The sequence below is a fragment of the Vibrio sp. MMG023 genome (assembly GCF_021654215.1).
In the GTDB taxonomy this organism is placed as follows: Bacteria; Pseudomonadota; Gammaproteobacteria; order Enterobacterales; family Vibrionaceae; genus Vibrio; species Vibrio jasicida.
Genome location: NZ_JAKFZP010000007.1, coordinates 227,740 through 250,419, shown reverse-complemented (window position 1 = coordinate 250,419; position 22,680 = coordinate 227,740). Strand labels below are relative to the sequence as shown.

Annotated in this window: 20 protein-coding genes; 5 read left to right on the top strand and 15 right to left on the bottom strand. The window is 45.5% G+C overall.

All coding sequences use genetic code 11. The annotated features are described in order from the left end of the window. Positions 1 to 15: 15 nt before the first annotated feature. A complete protein-coding gene (locus L1076_RS22165; protein WP_033005077.1) occupies positions 16 to 462 on the bottom strand; it encodes a hypothetical protein in 447 nt (148 codons plus the stop codon). Between the two features lie 363 nt (positions 463 to 825). Here L1076_RS22165 and L1076_RS22160 point away from each other — a divergent pair, with 363 nt between their 5' ends. Further along, on the top strand, positions 826 to 1,317 hold the full coding sequence (locus tag L1076_RS22160) for a VOC family protein (protein ID WP_038869680.1): 492 nt from the start codon (positions 826 to 828) through the stop codon (positions 1,315 to 1,317). 340 nt (positions 1,318 to 1,657) lie between these two features. Here the strand turns inward: L1076_RS22160 and L1076_RS22155 are convergent, their stop codons facing one another. The 5 genes from L1076_RS22155 to L1076_RS22135 all read right to left on the bottom strand — a co-directional run bounded on the left by L1076_RS22155 (position 1,658) and on the right by L1076_RS22135 (position 5,780). Next, the gene (locus tag L1076_RS22155; RefSeq protein WP_042601124.1) at positions 1,658 to 2,449 is read right to left on the bottom strand and encodes a hypothetical protein; all 792 of its coding nucleotides are present in this window, start codon (positions 2,447 to 2,449) and stop codon (positions 1,658 to 1,660) included. Further along, the gene (locus L1076_RS22150; RefSeq protein ID WP_039974342.1) at positions 2,446 to 4,008 is read right to left on the bottom strand and encodes an NAD(P)-binding protein; all 1,563 of its coding nucleotides are present in this window, start codon (positions 4,006 to 4,008) and stop codon (positions 2,446 to 2,448) included. The genes L1076_RS22155 and L1076_RS22150 overlap by 4 nt, the downstream gene beginning before the upstream one ends. A gap of 14 nt (positions 4,009 to 4,022) precedes the next feature. Beyond that, positions 4,023 to 4,427, bottom strand: coding sequence for a hypothetical protein (locus tag L1076_RS22145; protein WP_038869686.1), 405 nt, complete (start codon positions 4,425 to 4,427; stop codon positions 4,023 to 4,025). Between the two features lie 586 nt (positions 4,428 to 5,013). Further along, the gene (locus L1076_RS22140) at positions 5,014 to 5,322 is read right to left on the bottom strand and encodes an MliC family protein (RefSeq protein WP_009706806.1); all 309 of its coding nucleotides are present in this window, start codon (positions 5,320 to 5,322) and stop codon (positions 5,014 to 5,016) included. Continuing rightward, positions 5,319 to 5,780 (bottom strand): ecotin family protein, encoded by a 462-nt coding sequence (locus tag L1076_RS22135; protein WP_038880282.1) that lies wholly within the window; start codon positions 5,778 to 5,780, stop codon positions 5,319 to 5,321. The genes L1076_RS22140 and L1076_RS22135 overlap by 4 nt, the downstream gene beginning before the upstream one ends. A gap of 211 nt (positions 5,781 to 5,991) precedes the next feature. On the opposite strand from L1076_RS22135, the gene L1076_RS22130 reads away from it, so the two are divergent. The 3 genes from L1076_RS22130 to L1076_RS22120 all read left to right on the top strand — a co-directional run bounded on the left by L1076_RS22130 (position 5,992) and on the right by L1076_RS22120 (position 7,428). Beyond that, the gene (locus L1076_RS22130; protein WP_005434851.1) at positions 5,992 to 6,588 is read left to right on the top strand and encodes a LysE/ArgO family amino acid transporter; all 597 of its coding nucleotides are present in this window, start codon (positions 5,992 to 5,994) and stop codon (positions 6,586 to 6,588) included. 39 nt (positions 6,589 to 6,627) lie between these two features. Then, on the top strand, positions 6,628 to 7,047 hold the full coding sequence (locus tag L1076_RS22125; protein WP_237304481.1) for a VOC family protein: 420 nt from the start codon (positions 6,628 to 6,630) through the stop codon (positions 7,045 to 7,047). A 129-nt stretch (positions 7,048 to 7,176) separates the two neighbouring features. After that, a complete protein-coding gene (locus L1076_RS22120; protein ID WP_054756617.1) occupies positions 7,177 to 7,428 on the top strand; it encodes a TIGR03643 family protein in 252 nt (83 codons plus the stop codon). Between the two features lie 38 nt (positions 7,429 to 7,466). On the opposite strand, the gene L1076_RS22115 is transcribed toward L1076_RS22120, so the two are convergent. The 4 genes from L1076_RS22115 to L1076_RS22100 all read right to left on the bottom strand — a co-directional run bounded on the left by L1076_RS22115 (position 7,467) and on the right by L1076_RS22100 (position 14,020). Further along, complete coding sequence (locus L1076_RS22115; RefSeq protein ID WP_186176740.1) at positions 7,467 to 8,186, bottom strand: GTPase; 720 nt, start codon at positions 8,184 to 8,186, stop codon at positions 7,467 to 7,469. Between the two features lie 525 nt (positions 8,187 to 8,711). Next, positions 8,712 to 11,402 (bottom strand): alpha-glucosidase, encoded by a 2,691-nt coding sequence (ygjK, locus tag L1076_RS22110; RefSeq protein ID WP_237304480.1) that lies wholly within the window; start codon positions 11,400 to 11,402, stop codon positions 8,712 to 8,714. Positions 11,403 to 11,662: 260 nt separating this feature from the next. Beyond that, on the bottom strand, positions 11,663 to 12,430 hold the full coding sequence (locus L1076_RS22105) for a transcriptional regulator (protein ID WP_038880264.1): 768 nt from the start codon (positions 12,428 to 12,430) through the stop codon (positions 11,663 to 11,665). Positions 12,431 to 12,886: 456 nt separating this feature from the next. After that, positions 12,887 to 14,020 carry an MBL fold metallo-hydrolase gene (locus tag L1076_RS22100; protein WP_237304479.1) on the bottom strand — a complete coding sequence of 378 codons (1,134 nt, stop codon included), beginning with the start codon at positions 14,018 to 14,020 and terminating at the stop codon, positions 12,887 to 12,889. A gap of 158 nt (positions 14,021 to 14,178) precedes the next feature. On the opposite strand from L1076_RS22100, the gene L1076_RS22095 reads away from it, so the two are divergent. After that, positions 14,179 to 14,424, top strand: coding sequence for a Rho-binding antiterminator (locus L1076_RS22095; protein ID WP_038880258.1), 246 nt, complete (start codon positions 14,179 to 14,181; stop codon positions 14,422 to 14,424). 86 nt (positions 14,425 to 14,510) lie between these two features. Here the strand turns inward: L1076_RS22095 and L1076_RS22090 are convergent, their stop codons facing one another. The 5 genes from L1076_RS22090 to ompW all read right to left on the bottom strand — a co-directional run bounded on the left by L1076_RS22090 (position 14,511) and on the right by ompW (position 22,297). Beyond that, the gene (locus L1076_RS22090) at positions 14,511 to 15,998 is read right to left on the bottom strand and encodes an MDR family MFS transporter (protein ID WP_038869705.1); all 1,488 of its coding nucleotides are present in this window, start codon (positions 15,996 to 15,998) and stop codon (positions 14,511 to 14,513) included. After that, positions 15,995 to 17,020, bottom strand: a complete 1,026-nt coding sequence (locus tag L1076_RS22085) for an HlyD family secretion protein (protein ID WP_038869708.1) — start codon at positions 17,018 to 17,020, stop codon at positions 15,995 to 15,997. The genes L1076_RS22090 and L1076_RS22085 overlap by 4 nt, the downstream gene beginning before the upstream one ends. A 550-nt stretch (positions 17,021 to 17,570) precedes the next feature. Then, positions 17,571 to 20,171 carry a TRAP transporter permease gene (locus tag L1076_RS22080; protein ID WP_237304478.1) on the bottom strand — a complete coding sequence of 867 codons (2,601 nt, stop codon included), beginning with the start codon at positions 20,169 to 20,171 and terminating at the stop codon, positions 17,571 to 17,573. Positions 20,172 to 20,252: 81 nt separating this feature from the next. Continuing rightward, positions 20,253 to 21,224 (bottom strand): TAXI family TRAP transporter solute-binding subunit, encoded by a 972-nt coding sequence (locus tag L1076_RS22075; protein ID WP_020195112.1) that lies wholly within the window; start codon positions 21,222 to 21,224, stop codon positions 20,253 to 20,255. Positions 21,225 to 21,655: 431 nt separating this feature from the next. Continuing rightward, the gene (gene ompW / locus L1076_RS22070; RefSeq protein ID WP_042601106.1) at positions 21,656 to 22,297 is read right to left on the bottom strand and encodes an outer membrane protein OmpW; all 642 of its coding nucleotides are present in this window, start codon (positions 22,295 to 22,297) and stop codon (positions 21,656 to 21,658) included. Positions 22,298 to 22,680: the final 383 nt, after the last annotated feature.

Genomic DNA, 22,680 nt, shown 5'->3' with positions numbered 1-22,680 from the left:
GTAGAAAGTACAAAGCTATGAGTTGATGTACTTTAAATGAACATTCAAGCGCCAAAAGTAGAGTGCTTGCAAAGCGATAACAGAGAATGTCGAAAGTAATTCAACAATAAAGTAATGTTGAGCGCCAAAGTCGAAAGAGACGATAGCCATCCCAACAAGCACAGATAAAGCGACAAATCTAAACGACAAAGGGATAGATAGAGCGATAGAGCGAAGAATGTAGGTTTTACCATCTCTATTGTTCGTTCTATACGTGACAACTACACCTAAAATGGACACGACTAAGATACCAATAGCCTCGGTTATCATAACTTCATTGCTTACATACGGCGCCAAGAACATCAAGTACGGTGTCACCGTATAAAAGATTAAGAATATTAAAGCGTATTTAATCCAATCACTGTCTGGCACTTTGTTGTCTTTAAGTTCCTCAGACAGCTTTGATGTTTTCCAAATGTACAAATTATTATTCCTTTTTATGTGAGCTCAGATTAAAGGCTCGCCTAAAACCCTAACTACCAACGTTCAAACACAACTAGTTAATATCAATAAAAACAGATGACTAGCAGCAACTTCGGCCAGAAGTTTACCTCACCAAACCATTCACGATCGATATAAAACAGCTCAAAACACAAAGAAATTTATAAGATAACTATTTGATAAGCATGCAGGATACGCTTGTTTGACCTTCTCCCCACCATTTAATAACAAAAAATTATGATCTTAAAAATTATTGATAATTTCATGTAATCAAAATTTCTCCATATACTCACCTCCATCGAAACGAAACACGAATTAAACATCACAGTTTTTTGGAGCAGAATTATGAAAATGAATCACGTAGGCATCATGGTTGGCGATATGGACAAAGCAGTAGAGTTCTACACTAAAGCGCTTGGTCTTCGCATCGTAATGAACAACACAAAAGTTATCGAAGAGCGCGAATCAGCAATCGGTCGTATGTGTATCGCCGTATTCGGTGAAGGCTTCAAAGGCTTCAACATCGCTCACCTAGTAACATCTGACGGCATCGGCGTTGAGCTGTTCGAAATGGTTGACCGTGAAGAGCGTCATAACGTTGATTTTTCTCGTCTAGGTATCTTCCATTTCTGTCTACAACTACCAAAAGAGCAGTTTGCTTCAGCAATCGAGCGTGTAGAAGAATTCGGCGGTAAAGTACGTATGGATATCATGCGCTACCACCCAGAAGACGAGCTAAAGCAAGCACAAATGGTTTACCTAGAAGACCCGTTTGGCAACCTATTTGAGTTCTACTCACACTCTTACGAAGACACTTACGCGTCTGATTACGAATAATTGAATGCTTAAGAATCAGAAAGGGTTGGCCTAGTGCCAACCCTTTTTTGTTTTGGTTAGTTTTGATGAAACAACCCCACCTAACCTCCCCTTGGTCTCAGCTTCGGCGATCAAAATACATCGAGAGCAAAGGGGAGGAACTGTCGGAGCGTGTTAAAACGAGATTCTTGATGTAGCCTAGGCTCGTCGAAATCACACCAAAAGCTTGGAACGCAATAGGATAATGCACCAAAGGACAGCCCTCCCCCTTGGACAAGAAATGCAAATGCTGAGCAAACCATGTCAATACAAGGGGGAGTTGGAGGGGGTTGCTAGTGAGAAACACATAACCCCAAGTGCACTACATTAGAAAAATCCCAAGATAAGTGATAGCAACAACGCCAAGTAAAAACTCAGAAAATGGCTCTCTAACGATTGGCAATTGAATGAAACGGCTCAATCGATTCGATATTGCGAATTCACTTCCGCCCCAATCTAAACTCTTTAAGTTGAAACACAGACTGAGAAAAAGAAGGTGACTGGCTGTCACGATGCGGGCGTGGAAGAAATCCTCCGCACCAATCGCAATAACAAAAGACGCAATGTGGCAGATAGCCAACGTCAGTTTTGGCAACACAGAGCGATATTCGACAAGCAGTAATTGCGCCAGCCACAAACCGTAAATCACTTTTAATTGCCAAGGAACAGGCTCTCCAAATAAGACGATCCTCCCCTCTCCTTGCAGTGTGGTTTGCATCCCTGAATGTACCCAGTAGGCGATCGCCGCAGCCAGTACCATCGAAATAAACATCGACAAATAAGCCCGCTTTTTCAACTGCACCAATAAAAATCCCGCGGACTGGAGAACGAAAAATACGACCAAACCCTTATCGACATGTTCGATGCTGACCCATTTACTCACCGCTAAAAAACACAACACGTTAAAGCCAGTTTCCAAACAGAGGATTCGCTTTATCTCTCCTGAATTTTCGACCGGTTGCGTTAACGGCCAGAACACCACAGGTAACAGCACTGTCAATGCTAACGCGAGCCAAATCGAACTTTGCACTAGTAGATAAAAACCACTGCTGTACACCAAACACAGCAACAGAAAGAGCCCCGATGACAAGGGTGAATAAATTCGGGACTTCATTGGCACATCTCATGTTCAGAGTCTGCATACTCGGCTAAATCCGCCGAGCATAAATTAGCGGTTTCTATACATCGCTCCAACGTAACCGGTACTCGCCAAGTTTGGCGGGGATCCGATAAATACTCACCGCTTAAAAAGACGTTAGAAAAGTTTTTCACTGTTGTTGTGAGCGTATTCTGAGTGGTAGGTTGAGTGAGGGCGTGTTGCAAAACCCACTGTCGAGGCTGCCCACGCTCATTGATAAAAACATCACCATGAAAGTACTCTGAGTACAAAGTGTCTAGCTCTTGAGGTGTGACTATTTTTGCCCCAAGGCCAACTCTAAATCCTTTGTAAGCCGAATGTTCGAGTAGGTCCAGTTGCCCAAAAAGCTGAAACAATAATTCATCTTTTACTTGCTCTTCAGTACAAGATAGCATTGGCTTTTGATACAAAAGCCCAAGTGCATCATCAAGCTTAGTCGCGGTTACCGATAAGCACGCCACCTCACCTCGAGATGTGTTTCTGGTGGTCACGTGATAGCTCAATCCCCAGGGAGAATCGAGGACTAAGCCAACCGTTCTATTTTTGAGTTCAGCAGGGATTCGAGAAAAATAAAACTGAAAACCGTGGCTCAAGACGTAATCATAACTTAATGCTGAACTGGTTTCTGAAAGTAAAGAGTGAGTAACATGGGCCGGAAGCGCAAAGACATAATAATCGGCGAGAACGGTACAGTCATTGTGTAGTCGCACACCATCGACTCGGGTCCGTGCTTTGTTGGGATAGATGGCCTTCGCTTTGTAGCCTAAGTGAAACTGAACACCCTGCTTTTGGAGATGGTGAGTCAACGGGTTAATAAGCGCGTCACTAATGGGTTTGCGCATTCCCAAGCTGTAGGCGTCTGGTGCCAAAGTATGCAACTCGCCTTCTTTATTGTTGAGTAAATCCAAAATCGCCAATGCTGGCGTATCATCAGTCGCTCCAATCCAACCTAGCAAGACTGAACGAAGGAAAGCGGCAAGGTGTGGCCTTGAGTCGTAGCAGAAGAAATCTCTAACGGAAACACCGAGTAATTCCTCTGTAGAATACGTTTGCTGCAATCGTTGCTTAAACCAAAACGTATCCGTTAGAGGAACTTGAGCATAATGCATTGAATAGGCGGACTTTGCGTCATCCCACAGTTTTTCTAAACGCGTAAAATAACCACGCTGAAACTGTATGGTTTTGCTACTTTGTGCCCAAGAAAATTGCACGATATTCTGAGGGTAAAGCGAGTCTAAACAGGAGCCAGCCCCTGAAGGAATTTCTTTAAGAAAATTAATGAGGTTGTGGTTTTTTGCGAAGAACTGCCGATGAGTAAGTTCATGAACCCTCCCCCCTTCATCTACCGTTCCGATACACTTTCCTCCGGTGTATAGCTCCTTGTCGTAAACAGAAACCTCAAAACCTCGTTTTATGCAGTTATGAGCCACAGTTAAGCCAGAAATTCCAGCACCGAAAATCGCCACTTTGGGACGCGAAGAGCCCGTGCAAGCACAGGCCTTCTCCCCCCTTTTATTCGAAGAGTAAAAAGTCATGTTCTCTCCTCGAACTATCGATGAAAGTTGACATGATTCGCGATCTCTAATCGATATAGATCGTGGTTCGGAAGTTGATTTAACACCGTACTGATGTCGAGCTCAAATGGACTATTCGCCAGTGAACGACACATAATCAGATCGTCACCCACAATCATCACTTTAGGTGTCGCTCCTTCCCACACAAGCTGGGCAGAGAGGTTTAAGTCACTGATATTAATCCCACAGTCGTAAGTGCGAGAACGCAAAACACCATTTTCTACTTCGTACCCACCAACCAACACAATGGGATTCTGCACAGTAGGAAAGACAATCGCGTCATTTCCTCCAGCAGCTTGCTCGGTTGGGAAAGTAATCGCGTCTTCAGCGTGAACAAAAGAAGCAGCAAGAAGGGTCACGAAGCCAAGAACGTTTTTCATTATAATTTCTCCATTTTTATATTTATAGCGGGAATGTTCCCAAACGAGAATGTATATCAACTCCGCACTTACGACTATTGGCTTAAGGATTTTAATTTTGTAAGAAATACGCCATAGTCCAAAAATGCTAAATAAAAGATAAACTTAATAATTATCAGCACCTTGAATAAACAAAATTAATACTAAACAGAGAATTTTAGAAGCTAAGACAACAAATATAGAAAGCCAGATATTGGAAAGGTTTTCGAAGGTTGGACAAAAATAAAAATAAACCTGATTAATTACATAGTCTTTAAATGATAAATGAAACAAATAGTTATTCGATGAGTTTACTTAGTAACACATTGAATATTAAAATTTTATAAAATAAGACAATCTCTCACCTAAACTTACGATAAGGTAACTTGACCTAAACTTTCGAAGTAGTTTTTACGAAGAAGAAAAGAGGGTGCTAGAGGCGGATTTGTTCGATGTGGATTGACCCAGAAAGGGAAGCTGCAACCGTATTGCCACAGAAAACATATGACCACCATACAAAGCGTGAAAAAAAAGGCTTGGTATCAACCAAGCCTTTTGAATTTAACGATTACTTCGTCACGCGACATGCACTTTGGGATATCTCGTTGACGATCAAAATCGCTTCGTCACCTTTGGTGTGCAAAACTAGCATTTGGTCATCAGACATATATTTTGCGCCAGAGGCTGAGCGAACTTGTTTGAGTTCAATCTCTCTCTCGTCATCAACGGTGATCAGCGCTTTTTCCTGATCAAAGCTAGCTGCAAACTGATGGCCGTCGTCACACTGGTATTGATACTCAGGCGCGGTAGATGCACAGCCACCAAGCGCAAGCAAACCACCTAATGTCAGTGCAATTTTTGCCTGCTTAGCTATCATTCTTCAGGTGCCCAAACGCGAATGTTCACGTCCAAATCCGCTGGCGCGTAAACCACAACAGGCAGCTTGCTGTTGTAACGGTAAAGGTCGCGTGTTGGCATTTGAACGAAAGTTTCTACCTTCTCCATGTCTTCAGGACAAGCCATTAGTGTAGAGATGCCGCCTGCTGGAGAAGCGTCAACTTGGTAGTAAGTGTAACCCCAACCTTCAAGCGAATGCTCGCTCACACTGCCACCCAGAGAAACGCGGTTACAGTCTGTTTCCATCATTTTGCCTACCACAAGCTCAACGCGCTTATCTGCTTCGTTGCTTGCTGGGTCTACATAGAAAACGTGCTTCGTCATGTTCTCCATCTCTGGGAACATCTCTGCCGATGGGCGAGATACATCATTTGCTGAGTTCATTGTCGAACATCCGCTCAGTGCTAATGCACCTGCGGCCAACCAAACTGCTTTCATCGTTTTTTCCTTTTTCATATGGATGGGCATATTGTAATGGGGAACGCCAACTTATTGTGAAAGTACGGTTTAAATTGAGGTCTACTCTCACAATTACGACGTCAATATCTTATCAGGTAATTCTAGCAAGGCTTCTCCGCAACCCTTGCAGACTATTTTCAACAAAGTTATGGTTTGAAGCCATATTTGGTCGATGTTCAAGGAAGAGAGAATGACCACCTACCTTGCTGGCTTTACGCTTGGCATATCACTGATTCTTGCTATCGGAGCGCAAAACGCCTTTGTGCTGAAACAAGGCATCAAACAGCATCATGTCTTTCTGGTGTGCTTTATTTGTGCACTGTCAGATGCGATCTTGATTTCCCTTGGTGTGGCGGGTTTTGGCTACTTAGTGAAGCAGTTTCCCTTGATTGAAACCATCGCACGATATGCTGGTGCTGCATTCCTAACTTGGTATGGTCTCAGCAGTTTACGCTCGGCATTGACGCAAAAGCACGTGATGAATCCTGAAGGTGATGCCTCCAAAAGTGCATGGCAAACGGCTCTGATCTGCTTGGCATTCACTTGGTTAAACCCGCATGTTTACCTTGATACCGTCGTGCTGTTAGGATCAATTTCTACTCAATATGAACCACACAAATGGCAGTTTGCAGTGGGTGCGGTATCGGCTTCCTTCGTGTTCTTTTTCAGCCTTGGCTATGGCGCTAAGTTATTGATCCCCATCTTTAAGCATGCACGCTCTTGGCAGGTACTTGAGTTCATTATTGGCTTTGTCATGCTGGCTCTGGCGATCAGCTTGCTGGTTTAGTGCATATACTTTTCTCAGTGCTCGAAAAAGGAACTCGTCATGGCAAACCTGCGCAACCCCATTGAAATCAAAGCCCTCGACCATGTGGTATTAAGAACGGATAATCTCGATTCGATGCTCCGTTTCTATCGAGATCTATTGGGGTGTCCTATCGAGCGGGAGTTGCCCGACTTAGGGCTGACGCAGTTACGTGCTGGCACAGCCATCATTGATTTGGTGACGCTTGAAAGTGAACTCGGCAAGTTAGGCGGTAAATCGCCAAGCCAAGATGGCCGTAACCTCGACCATTTCTGTCTGCAAATTGCGCCTTTTGAAGAGTCTGAGTTGCTTAAATATCTTCATCAACATAATGTCCACGTTGAAGAGTTTGCCGAACGATATGGCGCACAGGGCTTTGGTCGCTCTGTGTATTTAGAAGATCCAGAAGGCAATGTGGTCGAGCTGAAACCACAGAAATAACTCGTTGCTATTCCTAACTTTATTTCCTCATTTTATCGGTTAAAAGCGGCTTCCAATTAAACCGTTTCGCCGTTGATTACGTATGTGTGTTCCTAAGCTTAAATAGGCAACCCTGATTAGGAACACACCATGACCCTCAACGACGACGCACTATCCAGAATCATAGAAATGGCATGGGAAGACCGAACCCCGTTTGAAGCCATTGAGCATCAATTCGGCTTGAGCGAAAATGGTGTTATCAGCCTGATGCGTCGCCACCTCAAACCCCGCAGTTTCAAGCTTTGGCGACAACGTGTATCTGGACGCAACACCAAACACTTAAAACTGCGCTCACCAGACGTGAACAGAGGCTATTGCCCAACGCAGTACAAACAACGTTGAGCCTCTCGGCCAAACCTTTAAACTCAAGTGTTCTGTGCCTAGACCATAAAGTAAGGCGCACTGTCTCTCATGAACTCCGCCATAGAGGCAAGGTAATCCCACGTTTCTCGGTAGGTGTGGCTCATGCATTGCGTGAAGGCTTGGCACAGTGACGGATCTTCTTCCAACCACTGGCTGACGTGTTGCGCCGTGTAGGAAACCTGCCTCACCTCATCATCTAAAATCTGCTGAATGGTCGGTCGCATCTCTTTCAGATACGGGATATCCGATTGGTCGATAAAACTCAATTGAGAGACCAATAAACACCAAGAGCGAAGTTCTACAGAGTGAGCTCGGAAAAGGTGGATTTTAATGTCGTCGTAAAAGTGGCTGACATTGCTGAAATCGCTCGACTTCTCTTCCTGATACACCTCAGTTTGGTAGCCCGTTAGAGGGATCAAGCTGGCGTACATGGCCGAGTGGTTTCTGTCGTTTTGGCAGTGATGCATGATTTGCTGCTTCATTTCCCCTTGCGCGTAACGAGTGGCGATCATTTTGAGTCGCTCTGCGCCCTCTTCTTCATTAATGGCATTGTGTAACAAGTAATACGCCATAGTTTGCTTGCTCTGAAATATTTCGCCAGTGAGTGCTCCCATCGCTTGAGGTGTGAGTGAGGAATCGGAATGTAGGTAGCTTGCAATCGAGGCTTTGTACTCTTTAGAGGGTACAAAGTTATTGTCTTCTAGCAAGTTATAAAGGCTGGTCTGTAAACAGTTCATGTCACCTTCCTTGATGGTGCTGCATCGCAACACGTCATGCTGACTACTAAGAAAGTGAGGTATTTATCAATACGCTCCTTGGAATGAGGTGGCTTCAAGCGGAAGAGTAGAGTTTGGGATTGATTTCGGCTCGGAGCGGCTGGCCAGCGGCGAGGTTAGGACAACTCTTAATGCTTTCGTATGAATATTTAACGACCTCATTGATTTATGAAGCATATATTTTGTTACAAAACAGCTAAATGATCATTTTATAAATGTTATGTATTGAAAATAGACAGAACGAAATGCGGTGTTATTAATGATTGTTTTATAAGGAAAATCAGCGTTGTCGCGCATTTTGCCCTGCATACCAATTTTAGGAAATTACAGAAAAGTAGTGTGATAACTCTATAAAAACCGGACAATTTTCACTACCCGGCTTGATATTATTGAGCCTAATTTGAAGAAGATTAAGCGATTGCAGATGCTAGGGGGGTCATCTGCAACGCTTAATATTTGACCGTGTTAGTGACTCACCAACAGGTGTTACTTGCCCACAAAGCCGTTGTACAGCATGTATAGGTGCGCAGCACTCCAAGAGAAGTTGTTTGCGCCCTGTACCGCCCCAGTTTCAGGGTTGTAGTTTTCCTGAATTGGCGTCGTTTCCGTTAGACCTTGTGCATTTTGGAACAGCTTATCAACCATTTGACGCGCTTCTACACCGTAACCGTAGTTGTCCATGCCACGAACGCCGAAGTAGAACTGATCCAGCCATACACGGCCACGCCAGTAAATGTCTGGTCCGTAAGCAGGGTTGTCCATCGACGCCGTGCCAAGTGGGATCTTCGGTGAGTTAAACTTGCTGGTATCAAGCATGTTTTTCACCACTTTGTCCGCGTGTTCTTGCGTTGCTGCGTTGTTAAATAGTGGAGACCAACCTTCCGGCCCCATACCGCGCTTCACCAACATTGGACCTGCACACTGATTGCTAAGGCCATTTGGTACCACTTCAATATCGTAATAGAAGCCAGTTGTGTCGTCGTACATACAACGGTTGATGTACTCTTTGGTATCAGCGGCTTTCGCTGCGAACTCTACCGCTTTGTCAGCTTTACCCAATACATCAGCAATTTGCGATAGGTACAGGTTGTCTGAATACCAGTACGATGCTTGGTCTACTGACTCTTGCATGAGTGAGTAACCAGACAGGTTGTTTGAGTCGTCGGTGTTCTCGTTGAACTTCACTTCCCAGTCTTTCTTCGCTTGAGCCAGCTTGTCCATGTTCTCAACCGAATCATTACGGTAAGTCACGACAGAACCGTCTTCACTCATCATCATATCGTAAGTGTTGTCGAAGCCGTTGGTGTTATGAGCGTATCGCCCCATTTGGTCAATCACTTCCGCTTCTTCTTGCGTTGGTTGCTCAGCCATACCTTGTAGATTGTCAATCGTATCAATGAAGCCAAACACGCCTGCGTTATCACGACCTGACTCCCAACCCGCTGCGACTTTTGCAGGGATGCTCATTGCCGTGTAGTCACCAGAAGTCAACAATTCGTTGTATTTCTCGATGCCCGTTTCTTTGATCCACTTGTCGCCATTCGCTTCGTCTTTGTATTGGAACTTCATGTCATCGACAGACGCATCTGGTCCCCAAGAACCGTCATTCACGTCACCTTCGAAAACCGTGTGGATTGGATCTTTCGCTGCACCGTATTCTGGGATACCGTTCTTATTCGTATCACGAGCACGTAACCACCAGTCGTGGAACGCAACCAGCTTCGGATACATTTCTTCTAACCATTTTTGCGCTTCTTCTGGACGGTTATGCTCATCTTTCAGTGCGGTATACACTTCCCATACCGCCCAAGCAGCAAGTGATGGCTTGGTATTACGCTCATTCCAGTTCAGACCATCCGTCGCTTGAGGGAACACTTTTTTGTATTCCGCAGACATGCCTTCCCAACGTTCTGCCGGCAAGTTGTAGGTAACTACATCAAGCAAGTAACCTTCGTCCCAAGGGCGAACCGGATCGTCAGACTGCACTTGGTATTGGAATACAGTACGAATGTTTTCCATCGCCACATCTGGGTTGAAGTGAGACATCGCATAAGCTTGTTTCCACGTATCCCACGGCCATGTCATGTTGCCCGAGAAGTAAGGCGCCGTAACCGAAGGCGTTACTGTGTCGTGGTCAATGGCACCTGCAGCACCACGCCAGTTTGCGCTCAGTGTTTCCATCGCTTTTACAGCAACGAATTCATGCTCTTTTGAAGCGGCATCGTTGGTTAGACCGTTTTCTAGGTACTCTTCCCAACGCATTGCAGAATCATGCATGTAGCCTTTTGGATCGGCCATCACGTCGTCTAACTTCGCAAACTCAGCCGTTTGTTCTTCAGTGTTTTGAACGTGCGTGTACGCCGTGTAGAGCGTGATTTCTTCGCCATCACCTAGCTCTGCCGTTTGGACGAAGCCTTTCTTGTCATCATCGATGGTCGACGTTTCTGGTTTGATAGAACGCGTCACTTCAAACTTAGAATCGCCCGAAGTTAATAACGACCAAGAGTCACGAACCGCACCAAAAGACACTTCTACGCCGTTTTCTGTCGCGGCGATTTCACGTGAGTAAGTAGGGTATGCATCTTCAACACTGCGAACAGTGCTGTCGTTGTTCTTGTAAAGTTGACCATCGTCAGCGCGGTAATCTTGCATCAACTCGCCGTCCCATTCGCCTTGAATAGCCAGCTTGTTCGGGTTCTTGATGGTGGTTTTAACAAGAGAAGTACGGTCTGTCACAAAGCGCATTTCGAGCTCCGCTTCGATGCCGTTATCGCCCGTGTATTTTTGAATCAATGCGCCAGGTTGTGAGTAAGCTTCTGTCAATTTGAGTGGCATAGGTTGACCATCAACCGTTAGTGCCAAACGGTCAAAACGTGCAGCCATGAATGACACGTATTCTTCCGTTAGCAACGCTGTACCACCTAAGGTGATTTCACCACCTTTAGTGTCTAGTGTGTGACCATGCCACGAGCCGTTATCGAACATAGGAATGTAGCGAAGGTGACCACCATGAAGATCACGCAGTGCCACTGGCACACCCGCACGATCGATGGTGTTATGGAATTCAGCCGCTTTCAGTGGCGCATCCACATTCGAGTCATTATCACTACTGTTGCATCCACTAAGTGTTAGAGCAACCCCGACAGCAATCGCACATAAAGAAGTCTTAAAGTGCATGTTATATCCCTCATTTATTGGCTTTTGGTCCTGATCAGGAGAAAAAAGGTCGAGACGTGCCCTGCCGATTTTCGATGATGAAGACTCAGCCTTATTTATTTCACTTTTGGATGTGAGAAGAGATCGGTTAATTTGTCTCTTCTTCGTTTGACCTATTTAAATAACAGGTCATTAATTTTGGATAATAGTGGGTCCTTGATGCATTCATTATCAAACACAACCACTTAATATAAATTCTTTATTTTGTGATTAAATAGTCACTATTTTTCATTCGCCATCGAGATGGCTTTTAATAATTCACCGTCAATATTCGGAATCGTATCCGAAAGGAATATCTGATTGCCAGGCGTGTAAGTCATCAAGACATTTCTCAGTCGCTTACTGCATTCCCCGCTCTTGTTCTGCACATCAAACTCAATCAGTTTGTTGTACACCTCGTTGGCCAATTTTTCTTCCTGCTCTTCAGTAATAGCAATGCGTCCCATGCAAATCGGTGGTCGCACATCATGGCTGAACACTTCATCTCGAAAGCGCTTGGCGAACAAAGTATCGAGCTTAGAGCCTTCTTCGAAAATAAAGCGACCTTGGTCTTTAAAGCGGTATTGGTCCTCACCTTTTAGCTCGATGTAATCCATCATTTCCAATGCACGAAAATAAAGGGTGATCGAGGTATGGGTTAATTGGTATTTGCTCGCAATATCTTGCGGAGACCATTCCTTCCGACGCAATAAATACAAGAAATCAAACAAGTACGGATACTGGTGAAATATTTCACTGTTGATGTCAGTGATAAACTGCTCGTTCTCTTGTTGCAGCTGTTTACCACGCATGGACAATTCGACTAAGTCAGTATCTAAATGAGTGGCATACGAGAGTATTTTGTCCAACCCTAAAGACGTGTTGTGTAACTGTCTCTTAATGGTTGATAGAGGAATCCCCATTCCGGCAGAGAGATCGGAATAACAAATCCCTTTCTCTTTAATTTTTTCTCGTAGAGCAGCAAGTAAATACGTTGCAGAATTATTCATCTAACAATGCCTGTTTTAATTTCTTCAGCATCCCTGATGATATATTCAAGAGAATCCTACTCTTGTGATGCTGGTTCCAATTATCACCAGCATTCTTTATCAATTAAATCGGTTTCAATGATGAGACTTTTACCTGTTGTTAACTGATCAAGTTTTACTCATTGCGTTCACACTTTGACCAGCTATTTTAAGCCTTATCAGTATGGCGACGAGTATAATTGTTTTGATGCGTAAAATTAAGTTCACAAAGATTTTTAGTAAAAGTTTTCTCTCAGAAGGTTATTTTATTAGGTGAGAAGTATCAAAAAGTTGTACTCAGAGATTTATTATCGTGAGGGATCACAGAAAAATAGTGACTCACTGGTAATTTATTGATTCGATGACCAGTAAAAATCTTGTTATAAGGAGCAAGAAAGTTGGTTAAATTAACCGAGGTATTATTGAAGCGCCGTCATATTATACCCGTATTTTTCTAGCTTGCTCACATAATTTATTGGCTTGCCACCAAGGCTTATTTTTATATTCTTTTGCCACGTAAAAACTCTCTCCCGCCATCGGAGTAATCAGCTCAATGTGATCAGCTTGGCAATGTTCAATCAAGTCCTCAATGGGTTCATCCCATTTGTGCGTAAACAACTCATACGTTGCCCAGTGTACAGGTAGCAACTTCTTCGCTTGCAGATCTTTGAATGCGCGTACGGTGTGATGCGCTTGCATGTGTCCCCAATTCTCAACCGGATAACCTTGGTTGCCTTTCACATCTGCCGCGACTTCCAAACAGGCGATATCAACCGGACCGCAACGCTGGGCGATTTGTGCAAAGTGACTATCGTACGCACTGTCGCCGCTGAAATAGAGGGTCTCTTGCTGACCTTTTACTACCCAAGAAGCCCATAAGGTCGAATTCTTATCCAGATAAGTGCGCCCTGAGTTGTGATTGGCTGGCGTGCATATCAACTCAACGTTGGCGTAATGAACGCTCTCCCACCAATCAAATTCCACCACGTTATCAGGTCTCACGCCCCAACGAATCAGATGCTTACCGACACCGAGTGGCACGTAAAATGTTACGGATTTATCAGAATAGTAACGTATGGTCGAAGCTTCGAGGTGATCGTAATGATCATGAGAGATCACGATGACATCCGGAATCGGCAAGTTATCACGTACGGCTGTATTGGGGATATTGCGCTCAAACCATGCCTTAGCAATCAACGGCGACGCATAGTCGAATACAGGGTCAGTCAGAATGCGCACGCCATCTGTCTCAATCATCAAAGTGGAATGCCCTAGCCAAGTGACTCGCATCGCTTGTTGTCGCTGTTTAAACCGCGTTGGCTCTATCGATGAATAAGGCAACTGGTTATCGGGACTGAGCGGCGAACGTCCGCCCATGTAGGCCCAACACACCTGCCAAAAAGACTGAGGGCTTGGCATATTTGGCATCTTGTCTTTGACGCGTCCATGTTCAAATTGAGGTGAGTGGTTAATGCGATGCGCCAACTGCGCGTAGTAAGTGTGAGGAGTAATCAGTGATTGCGTTGCGCGCTCACGAGCCAAGTACGTGTTTTTAAGTGTCGTTTCAGACATGTCCTATCTACGTCTTGTTCACTAAACTATGGTTTTAGTTAAGCCTGCTTGTATGTCTTTTTCATGACCAAAATAGCGCGTAAGATGAAGATTAGGTTTCAGAGAAGTATTTCTGTCCTTTATCGGTCTTGATAAGGAAGAGAGAAGGAGAAAAAGTTATGGTGACATGCAGCCAATACGATTTTATTGAAATCGCCTGTATGTTTAATCTGACCGTGGAAATCACCCTCAAAAACGGTGAGAAACATCAAGGCAGCGCATTTGATACAGGCTACGATATTGAACGACAAGAGTGCTTATTTTTGGATATCGATGGTGAGCACATTTCGTTCCCAACCGAACAATTGATTGCGATGAGAGCACTCAAAGACAATCCGCATTTCAGTGAAGTGACCTTCGGTTAATTGCTCGAAAACCGATAGAAAAGTCAGACATAAAAAAGCGCCCTTAACTGGCTGAGTTAAGGGCGCTTTTGTTTAGCTTTAGAGGTTTACCTTGAGCGGATAAATATCAGCATCGGCATCATGATAACGAACATCACCCCGACCAATTGGAAGGTGTGCACAAAGGCCACCATTTGCGATTGCTGATGGAGCATGTTCTGATATTGCTCCAGTGCCGCAGGATCAGTAATCGATAATCCCTGCTTCGCAGCCCAGTCATGCAGCACTGGGTTATAAGGGTTAAAGCCTTCTCCCAAAGCGTGCCATTGCTGTTGGCTATCGCGGTATTGGTATGTAGTCGCAATCGAGATACCAAACGAACTACCAATGGTGCGGAACAGGTTAAAAATACTCGCCCCAGCCACTGACTGCTCTTTTGGCAATGTCATATACGCCAGTGTCGATAAGGTCGAGAAGGTCAAACCTAAGCCCATACCCTGAATCATACTTGGCATCACGATCCAGAAGGTATCGATTTCCATGGAGTACAAGGTCATGAGGTAACTACCAATACCGATACAGGTTAGGCCAAAGACAATCTTCAACCTTGGGTCGAATTGCGGGTTAATCACAATCACCAATATCAGCATACAGGCAGATGCCAAACCCCGTGGGGCCATTAACATGCCTGTGGTGGACACTGGGTAGTTCAATAAGCTTTCGAGCAGCATCGGTTGTTGAGTGGTCAAGCCGAACATGGCCATCGACACCACCGCCATCATTAAGGACGAGACCATGAGGTTTTTGTCCTTGAGGAGCCACAGAGGCGCGATGGGGCTCTTGGTCTTCCAACTGCGGTAGATCCACATGATCAAACCCATGATCGCCAGCAGCACTGCGGTTTGGATCATGCGAGAGTTGAACCAGTCTTCGTCGTTACCTTTGTCGAGCACGAACTGCAACGCACCGACCCCGAGGGCCATATAACCAATGATCCACCAGTCGAAGTTCGGTTTGGATTTGTTGCTGATGTGGATGTAGCGATAAATCAGCGCAGTACACACCAAGCCAAATGGCAAGTTGACGTAGAAGATCCAACGCCAGTTGATGTTGTCAGTAATCACACCGCCCACTACCGGGCCTAAAATCGGACCAAGCAAGATACCGATGGAGAAGATCGCCATCGCCTTGCCTTTTTGCTCGGAAGGGTAAATCTGAACCAATGTAGATTGCGCCAGTGGAATAACCGAAGCACCAAACGCACCTTGGATAATACGGAACACTACCATCTCTTCGAGTGAACCCGCTTGTCCACAGAAAGCACTGGCAATCACAAAGCCGATGACCGCCACCAGCATGACTTTGCGCTCACCAAATCGCGATACCCAGAAACTGGTCATCGGAATGAAGATCGCCTCAGCCATGCTGTAGCCAGTTAGCACCCATGTGATTTGGTCTGCCGTTGCGCCCAACGCGCCCATCATGTGCGAAAGCGACACGTTAGCAACGGTCATGTCTATCAGCACCATGATGGCCGAAAGCATCACGGCGACGGTGGCTATTCCCCGTTTGTCGGCCGTAATCTCGTTACTCATTGTGCGTTACTTTTCAGATCAACAGTCACTTCAGAACTTGCACCCACACGTAATTGTGGCGCACCTTCAGGTACTTCAAGCGTCAAACGCACAGGGAAACGTTGTTTGATTTTCACCCAGTTACCGGTTGCGTTTTCTGGTGGCATCAAAGAGAAAGAGGTTCCACTTGCTGGCGACAGTTCTTCCACTTTCGCATCCCACACTACGTCTGGGTACATGTCGATCACGACTTCAGCATGCATGCCTGCTTTGATGTGCGTTAGGTCAGTTTCTTTAAAGTTTGCGCGTACCCAGTAGCTGTCTTTTACAATCACAGGGAACAGTGTTTGGCCAATGCCGACAACAGAACCAGTATGTGTATTGATTTCACCCGCGATGCCATCGACAGGAGAAGTGATGTCGGTGTAGCTCAGGTTCAATTCCGCTTGTGCAAGTTGCGCCGCCGCTTGTTGAACAACCGCTGCTTCTGCGCCTTCTTCACCACGATTTGCGATTGCTTTTTCTACCGTTGCACGTGCTTGTTCTAAGCTTGCTTGAGCATTAGCGAGTTTGTTCTTCGCAGTATCCAAATCTTGGTCAGACGCTAATTTGCGTTTCACTAGCGAGTTAGTACGTTTGTACTCCAACTGCGCTTCGGTCAGGTTTGAGCGTGCTGCATCTAAACCAGCGACCGCTTCTGTGACCTGTTTATCGGCCACATCATGCTGTTGAACCGCCAATTGGTAAGCCGCTTTCGCTTGTTTGACCGCGAGCAGATAAGGACGAGAATCAATCTTTAATAGCAGATCGCCTTTGTTCACCACTTGGAAGTCTTTGGCTTCTACTGAGATGACTTGGCCTTGAACCTGAGGAGCGACAGACAGGATTTTTGCTCTTACGTATGCATCTTCGGTACTTGGGTGACCATCAGAATATTGCCAAGACCAGTACATCGCACCGAAGCCGATAGCACAAACGAGAAGGAAAAGGATTTTGGTCAGTTTGGATTTCGAAGAGGATTTCTTCGCGATATCGTCGCTCATTTATATTGTCCAAGTGTTCAATTATGTGATCAGTGTAGGATTTTTCCGCTTTCGAACAACAAGATGATCTGAAAGGTTAAGATCCGATTTTGAGCGTTGATAATTTGTTCAAATGATGCGCAAAGATATTCACACTCTTTGATGCCCAAGTAACCTCGAGATGCTGGTTCAGCGAGAATGACTTGGTTTGAAGGCGAGGCAACAATTTAAAGGTCTAGTGGTTCTAAATCGAAAATTGTTAACAAAGCATTCGAACCAAGGCAACTCGCCCTTCGGGAGCGTGTCACTGAAGCAATTTCTTCGTCAAACAACTTGGAAAGAGCTAGCTATTCCGCTTCGTTGCTTTCCTTGCTTACTCTCGGTAAAGAGGGAATCAGTGACAACGCTCTGAATCCTGCATCTTGAAGTCACATGGGCATCGTGTGCATAAAGTATAGAAGACGCTAATCATTCCGCGACTTAGACAATCACATTGGCGAATATTCCAGACAGAAAAAAGCCCCGTTGATCTTAACTCTAACGGGACTTTATGGTTATTTATCTTTAATTATCAATGTGCTGCAGCAAACTGCGCAGTTACTCTTCGGCGTTGTAGCCAAATCACAACACCAAACAGCAACATTGCCGGAATCCACATCCACTCTTTGCGATAACGCTCAACAGGCACACGCACATCGACAATTTGTTGATCGAACTGCAACCCTGCTGCCTCTGCTGGGCTAGCAAAGCTGACGATATCAATCAGGGTTTGTTCACCTTGCTGATAAGTAGCGATACCCAATGCGTCCAGCTTATCTTGTCCGGTTTCCCCTTCAGGAACCGACAACAACACCGAGAATTCACGCATCTTACCGACCGCATCTTCACCGCTGATGCGCATTCTAAGCACACTGCCCTCTTCTAGCGGCTCAAGCGTTTGTGCCAACTGGGCAGGATTGCTCGATTGGTACGGGTCCACCACCATGTCGATCCAGAACCCTGGACGGAACAGAGTAAAGGCCACTAGCAAAAGCAAAACGCCTTCGTACCAACGGTTACGAGTCAGGAACCAACCTTGCGTCGCCGCTGCGAATATCAACATCGCGATAGTAGAGATAACAAAGATGGCAATGCCGTGCGCCCAATCGACATCAATCAACAACAAATCCGTATTGAAGATAAATAGGAACGGTAAAGCTGCGGTTCTTAGACTGTAGTAAAACGCGGTTAAGCCCGTCTTGATTGGATCGCCTTTCGACACCGCCGCAGCCGCAAACGAAGCCAGACCCACTGGCGGCGTTACATCCGCCATGATACCGAAGTAAAACACAAACAAGTGCACCGCAATTAACGGCACAATCAAACCGTGTTGTTGACCCAGCGTGACGATAACAGGTGCTAGCAAGCTCGATACCACGATGTAGTTCGCCGTCGTTGGTAAGCCCATACCTAGAATCAAGCTCAATACGGCGGTAAGCATCAGCATTAATAGCAAGTTGCCCATCGACAACATCTCAACCAAATCAGCCAATACTAAGCCAACACCCGTTTGCGATACCGCACCAACAATTACGCCTGCGGTCGCGGTCGCGATACCAATGCCGATCATGTTACGCGCGCCAGCAATCAAGCCTTCACGCAAATCAATACAACCGTCTTTAAAGTTACCGTAATCGTGTTTGCCGTCTTTACGCATCCAAGTCAGCAGAGGACGTTGAGTCAGAACGATCACCACCAGAATCACGCTGCCCCAAAAAGCAGACAACCCCGGAGACAAACGCTCAATCATCAAACACCACACCAAAACCACCACAGGCAGCAGGTAGTGCAAGCCAGACAACAAGACTGCGCGCGTATTTGGTAGCTGTTCTAGCGGAGCATCTGGATCTTCTTCTGGTAGCGGCTCATTGCTTGCCGCCACTTTTAGCAGCGCCAAGTACACCACCGCGAGAATCAACGCCATCCCCGGTAGGACAAAGTCGCCCAATACTGGCTTCAACCAACCTAAGCCGTAGTAGACCGCCATCGACAATCCAGAAATCAACGCCGCACCAAATGCAAAACCCGTGAGTCTCGCTAGCCAAGGTTTTGAACGTGCAGCATCAATTGGCTGCATGCCCAATTTGAGCGCTTCTAAATGAACAATATAAAGCAGTGCGATGTAAGAAATAGCAGCAGGTAAGAAGGCGTGCTTAATGATTTCAACGTAAGGAATGCCGACATATTCCACCATCAAAAACGCCGCAGCGCCCATAACAGGTGGCATAATTTGCCCATTCACCGATGACGCCACTTCCACTGCACCGGCTTTCTCTGGAGAGAAACCAACTTTACGCATCATAGGAATAGTGAACGTACCCGTGGTCACTACGTTGGCGATGGACGAGCCCGAAATCAAACCCGTTAAGCCAGAGGCAACGACGGCCGCTTTTGCAGGGCCACCACGCAAGTGCCCCAACATGCTAAATGCCAGTTGAATGAAGTAGTGCCCTGCTCCAGCGCGTTCCAACAACGCACCAAACAGGACAAACAAGAATACAAAGCTGGTCGATACACCAAGTGCAATACCAAACACACCTTCTGTAGTAATCCACTGGTGGTTAGCTAGCGCATCCAACTGCACGCCGCGGTGGGACAACAAACCCGGCATGTATGGGCCTGCCAAGCTGTAGCCGATAAACACCAACGCAATCACAGGCAATGCTGGGCCCAATACTCGACGCGCCGCTTCTAAAAGCAGGGGCAAACCAATCAACGCGGTAACAAAGTCTTCAGTAGTTAAGCTGCCCGGACGTTGTGCTAATGCTTCGTACATAACAAACAAGTACAGCGAAGACGCACAAGCAATCAAACCCAACATGATGTCGAAGGCAGGAACACGATCGCGCGGGGAGCGCTTAAAAGCGGGGAAGACAAAGAAGGCAAGCAACAAGGCAAAGCCAAGGTGAATGGCGCGCGTTTCGGTGTCGTTCATCACACCGAAGCCAACAATAAAGGGCAGCGGAGACGCTATCCAAAGTTGAAACAGAGACCAAAGTAACGCCAAACCCGCAATCAGCTTTTCCATGATTCCGGTTGGCAGGCGAGCACCCACATCTTGGGCAATCAGTTCTTCTGCCGACAGCTCACTCGGATGCGTGTCAGCAGGGGACGTGGAGATCGTCTTATCCATAATTTTCTCACAAACAACAGAGAAGCAAGCGCTGCGAATCCATCACAGCGCTTGCTAAAAATCGAAGGTTCTAAGAGTTACTTACAACCAGCCGCGCTCTTTGTAGTAGCGCACCGCACCTTCATGCAGTGGTGCAGACAGACCTACTTCAATCATTTCTGATTCTTTCAGATCTTTAAATGCTGGATGCAGACGCTTGAAGCGGTCTAGGTTGTCGAACACAGATTTCGTCAGTTGGTACACCAACTCTGGATCCGTCTCTGCTGTGGTAGAGAGCACCGCTTTGCCGCCGATAGATTGCGTATCGTTCGGGTTGCCACGGTACATTCCACCCGGAATGGTTGCTTTGGTGAAGTACGCACGCTCAGCAAGTAACTTGTCGATTTCAGGACCAGTCACTGGCACCAACACCGCATCCGTTGTGGTTGAGGCTTCTTGAATCGCGCCATTTGGGTGGCCAACAAAGTAGCTCATTGCATCGATGTTGTTGTCACTCATTGCAGAAGCTTGTTCTGCTGGTTTTAGATCCGATACCAAGCTGAACACATCTTGTGACCAGCCTTTTGCTTGCATCACTTGCTCAAACGTATCGCGTTGACCAGAACCAGGGTTACCAATGTTGACGCGCTTGCCTTTCAAATCGTCGAAATTGGTGATGCCTGCGTCTTTACGCGCAAGAATGGTGAACACTTCACTTTGTAGTGAGAAAACGGCACGAATGTCCGTCATTGGTTGGTTATTTTGGAAAGGAGCCACACCTTCTAGGGCTTTGTATTGGTGATCTGACTGCATGATGCCGAAATTGTATTCGCCACTGCGCAAACCATTGACGTTTGCCACGCCACCACCGCTGGCTGGTGCATTACATTTAATGCTGTGGTCTGCCGCACCACGGTTTACAAAACGACAAATCGATTGGCCTGCTACATAATAAACACCCGTTTGACCACCTGTGCCGATAGTAATAAATTTCTCTGCCGCACTTATTTTCTCACTGTATGAGAACAATGATACTGCCGAAGCAAATACTGCAATGAGTGTGGTTCCTTTCATTTTAAGTTCTTCCTGTCTATCGATTGAAAAATAAAGACATTTTTCTCAGCTAACGACAGCAAAACTGAAAAATACTCGCGTAAAATTTCCACGCTTTACGAGTAATTTTCCTTAGTCAGCCAGTCCTTAGCTTCATTTTGTAATATTTATTTTGACGTTCGATTAATAATTAACCGAACGCTTGTCATCGAATTTATCAGAACAATTTCAAAACCTAGTTATAGTAATTTTTCGCTTTTCTCAGCAATCGAGAATTAACAGAAAATTCATTTTTTAATCGATGCGTTTACAAATAGAAAAATCCTAGAAATAGGAAGAGAGAGGAGAGATGAGTAGAAGAAGAAAATGAAATAAAAAAAGAGGGGCAATCCCCGCAACTGCCCCTTAAAGTCATGCCAATAATATTTTTGTTCTTTTGCTACTGCTTTTTCTTAGAACTTGTAACCGCCGCTGATCATGAATACCCAAGGGTTGATTTCAACGTCAGTTTTTTGTTTCGCGCCACCCGCTTTGTAGGTCGCTTCTGTTTCAATATTTGCGTACCACGCTGATGCGTTTAGGAACCATTTATCGTTGATCATGTAGTCCACACCAACGTTTGCAGCTAGACCGAATGAATCATCCAATTTCAGATCAGAAAGGCCAGCGCCTTTACCCGTACCGTTAAAGCCTTCATCAAAGAAGATGGTGTAGTTTAGACCCGCACCCACGTATGGGCGGAATTTGCTTTGTGAGTCACCAAAGTAGTACTGAACCATAACCGTTGGTGGCAGGTGTTTGGTGCTACCGATATCTTTGCCAACCAAATCAGTAGAGATATCATGGCTAAATGGTGTCGCAGCCAGTACTTCTAGACTGATGTTGTCGGTAAACATGTAACCAAACGTCAAACCCAGCTGGGTGTCTGAATTAACTTCTAACTCATATTGAGAACCCAAGATCTTGTCGCTGCTATCATTGGGTACAACCGATGCCGCACCAACACGTAGAATGAAGTCACCTTCACTGTGAGCGAAAACACTTGGAGACACTAACGCAGCAACCACTGCTAAACTGCAGATTGTTTTTTTCATTGTTATTTCCTTTTGTAGGGCTTTGTTTCTTTTTGTACTCAGCTGCACTCTTCCCTTTCGGGCAGTTCCTTAATGAATCCAAAACCTTGAAGCACGCGAGTATCACTATTTTCTTGAGCTGCGCGCAATCTAGCATATAGAAACCCTACTATTTTGATGGAAATCAATTTGTGAAAAATATAGCTTTTACGTATACAAAAACGCCAATTTGATCAACAAATTATGCAAATAGGACACAATCCTGTAATGCAAACTGTGCGTGTGAGAAGCATGCGTCGCAGTTCTCATTCCGTCTCCCCTGAGAGCCTCTGTGCTCAACAAAACTTTTTTCTCGATATGCTCGGGTTATTTTCAAAAAATACCCACTTCAAATCGCCAATTTG

Coding starts and splice junctions, on each gene's coding strand:
- L1076_RS22130 (WP_005434851.1), top strand. CDS start 5,992: ATGACCACCTACCTTGCTGGCTTTACGCTTGGCATATCACTGATTCTT.
- L1076_RS22100 (WP_237304479.1), bottom strand. CDS start 14,020: ATGTCTGAAACGACACTTAAAAACACGTACTTGGCTCGTGAGCGCGCA.
- L1076_RS22105 (WP_038880264.1), bottom strand. CDS start 12,430: ATGAATAATTCTGCAACGTATTTACTTGCTGCTCTACGAGAAAAAATT.
- L1076_RS22125 (WP_237304481.1), top strand. CDS start 6,628: ATGGCAAACCTGCGCAACCCCATTGAAATCAAAGCCCTCGACCATGTG.
- ompW (WP_042601106.1), bottom strand. CDS start 22,297: ATGAAAAAAACAATCTGCAGTTTAGCAGTGGTTGCTGCGTTAGTGTCT.
- L1076_RS22090 (WP_038869705.1), bottom strand. CDS start 15,998: ATGAGTAACGAGATTACGGCCGACAAACGGGGAATAGCCACCGTCGCC.
- L1076_RS22120 (WP_054756617.1), top strand. CDS start 7,177: ATGACCCTCAACGACGACGCACTATCCAGAATCATAGAAATGGCATGG.
- L1076_RS22085 (WP_038869708.1), bottom strand. CDS start 17,020: ATGAGCGACGATATCGCGAAGAAATCCTCTTCGAAATCCAAACTGACC.
- L1076_RS22145 (WP_038869686.1), bottom strand. CDS start 4,427: ATGAAAAACGTTCTTGGCTTCGTGACCCTTCTTGCTGCTTCTTTTGTT.
- L1076_RS22155 (WP_042601124.1), bottom strand. CDS start 2,449: ATGAAGTCCCGAATTTATTCACCCTTGTCATCGGGGCTCTTTCTGTTG.
- ygjK (WP_237304480.1), bottom strand. CDS start 11,402: ATGCACTTTAAGACTTCTTTATGTGCGATTGCTGTCGGGGTTGCTCTA.
- L1076_RS22140 (WP_009706806.1), bottom strand. CDS start 5,322: ATGATAGCTAAGCAGGCAAAAATTGCACTGACATTAGGTGGTTTGCTT.
- L1076_RS22095 (WP_038880258.1), top strand. CDS start 14,179: ATGGTGACATGCAGCCAATACGATTTTATTGAAATCGCCTGTATGTTT.
- L1076_RS22135 (WP_038880282.1), bottom strand. CDS start 5,780: ATGAAAGCAGTTTGGTTGGCCGCAGGTGCATTAGCACTGAGCGGATGT.
- L1076_RS22160 (WP_038869680.1), top strand. CDS start 826: ATGAAAATGAATCACGTAGGCATCATGGTTGGCGATATGGACAAAGCA.
- L1076_RS22080 (WP_237304478.1), bottom strand. CDS start 20,171: ATGGATAAGACGATCTCCACGTCCCCTGCTGACACGCATCCGAGTGAG.
- L1076_RS22075 (WP_020195112.1), bottom strand. CDS start 21,224: ATGAAAGGAACCACACTCATTGCAGTATTTGCTTCGGCAGTATCATTG.
- L1076_RS22115 (WP_186176740.1), bottom strand. CDS start 8,186: ATGAACTGTTTACAGACCAGCCTTTATAACTTGCTAGAAGACAATAAC.
- L1076_RS22150 (WP_039974342.1), bottom strand. CDS start 4,008: ATGACTTTTTACTCTTCGAATAAAAGGGGGGAGAAGGCCTGTGCTTGC.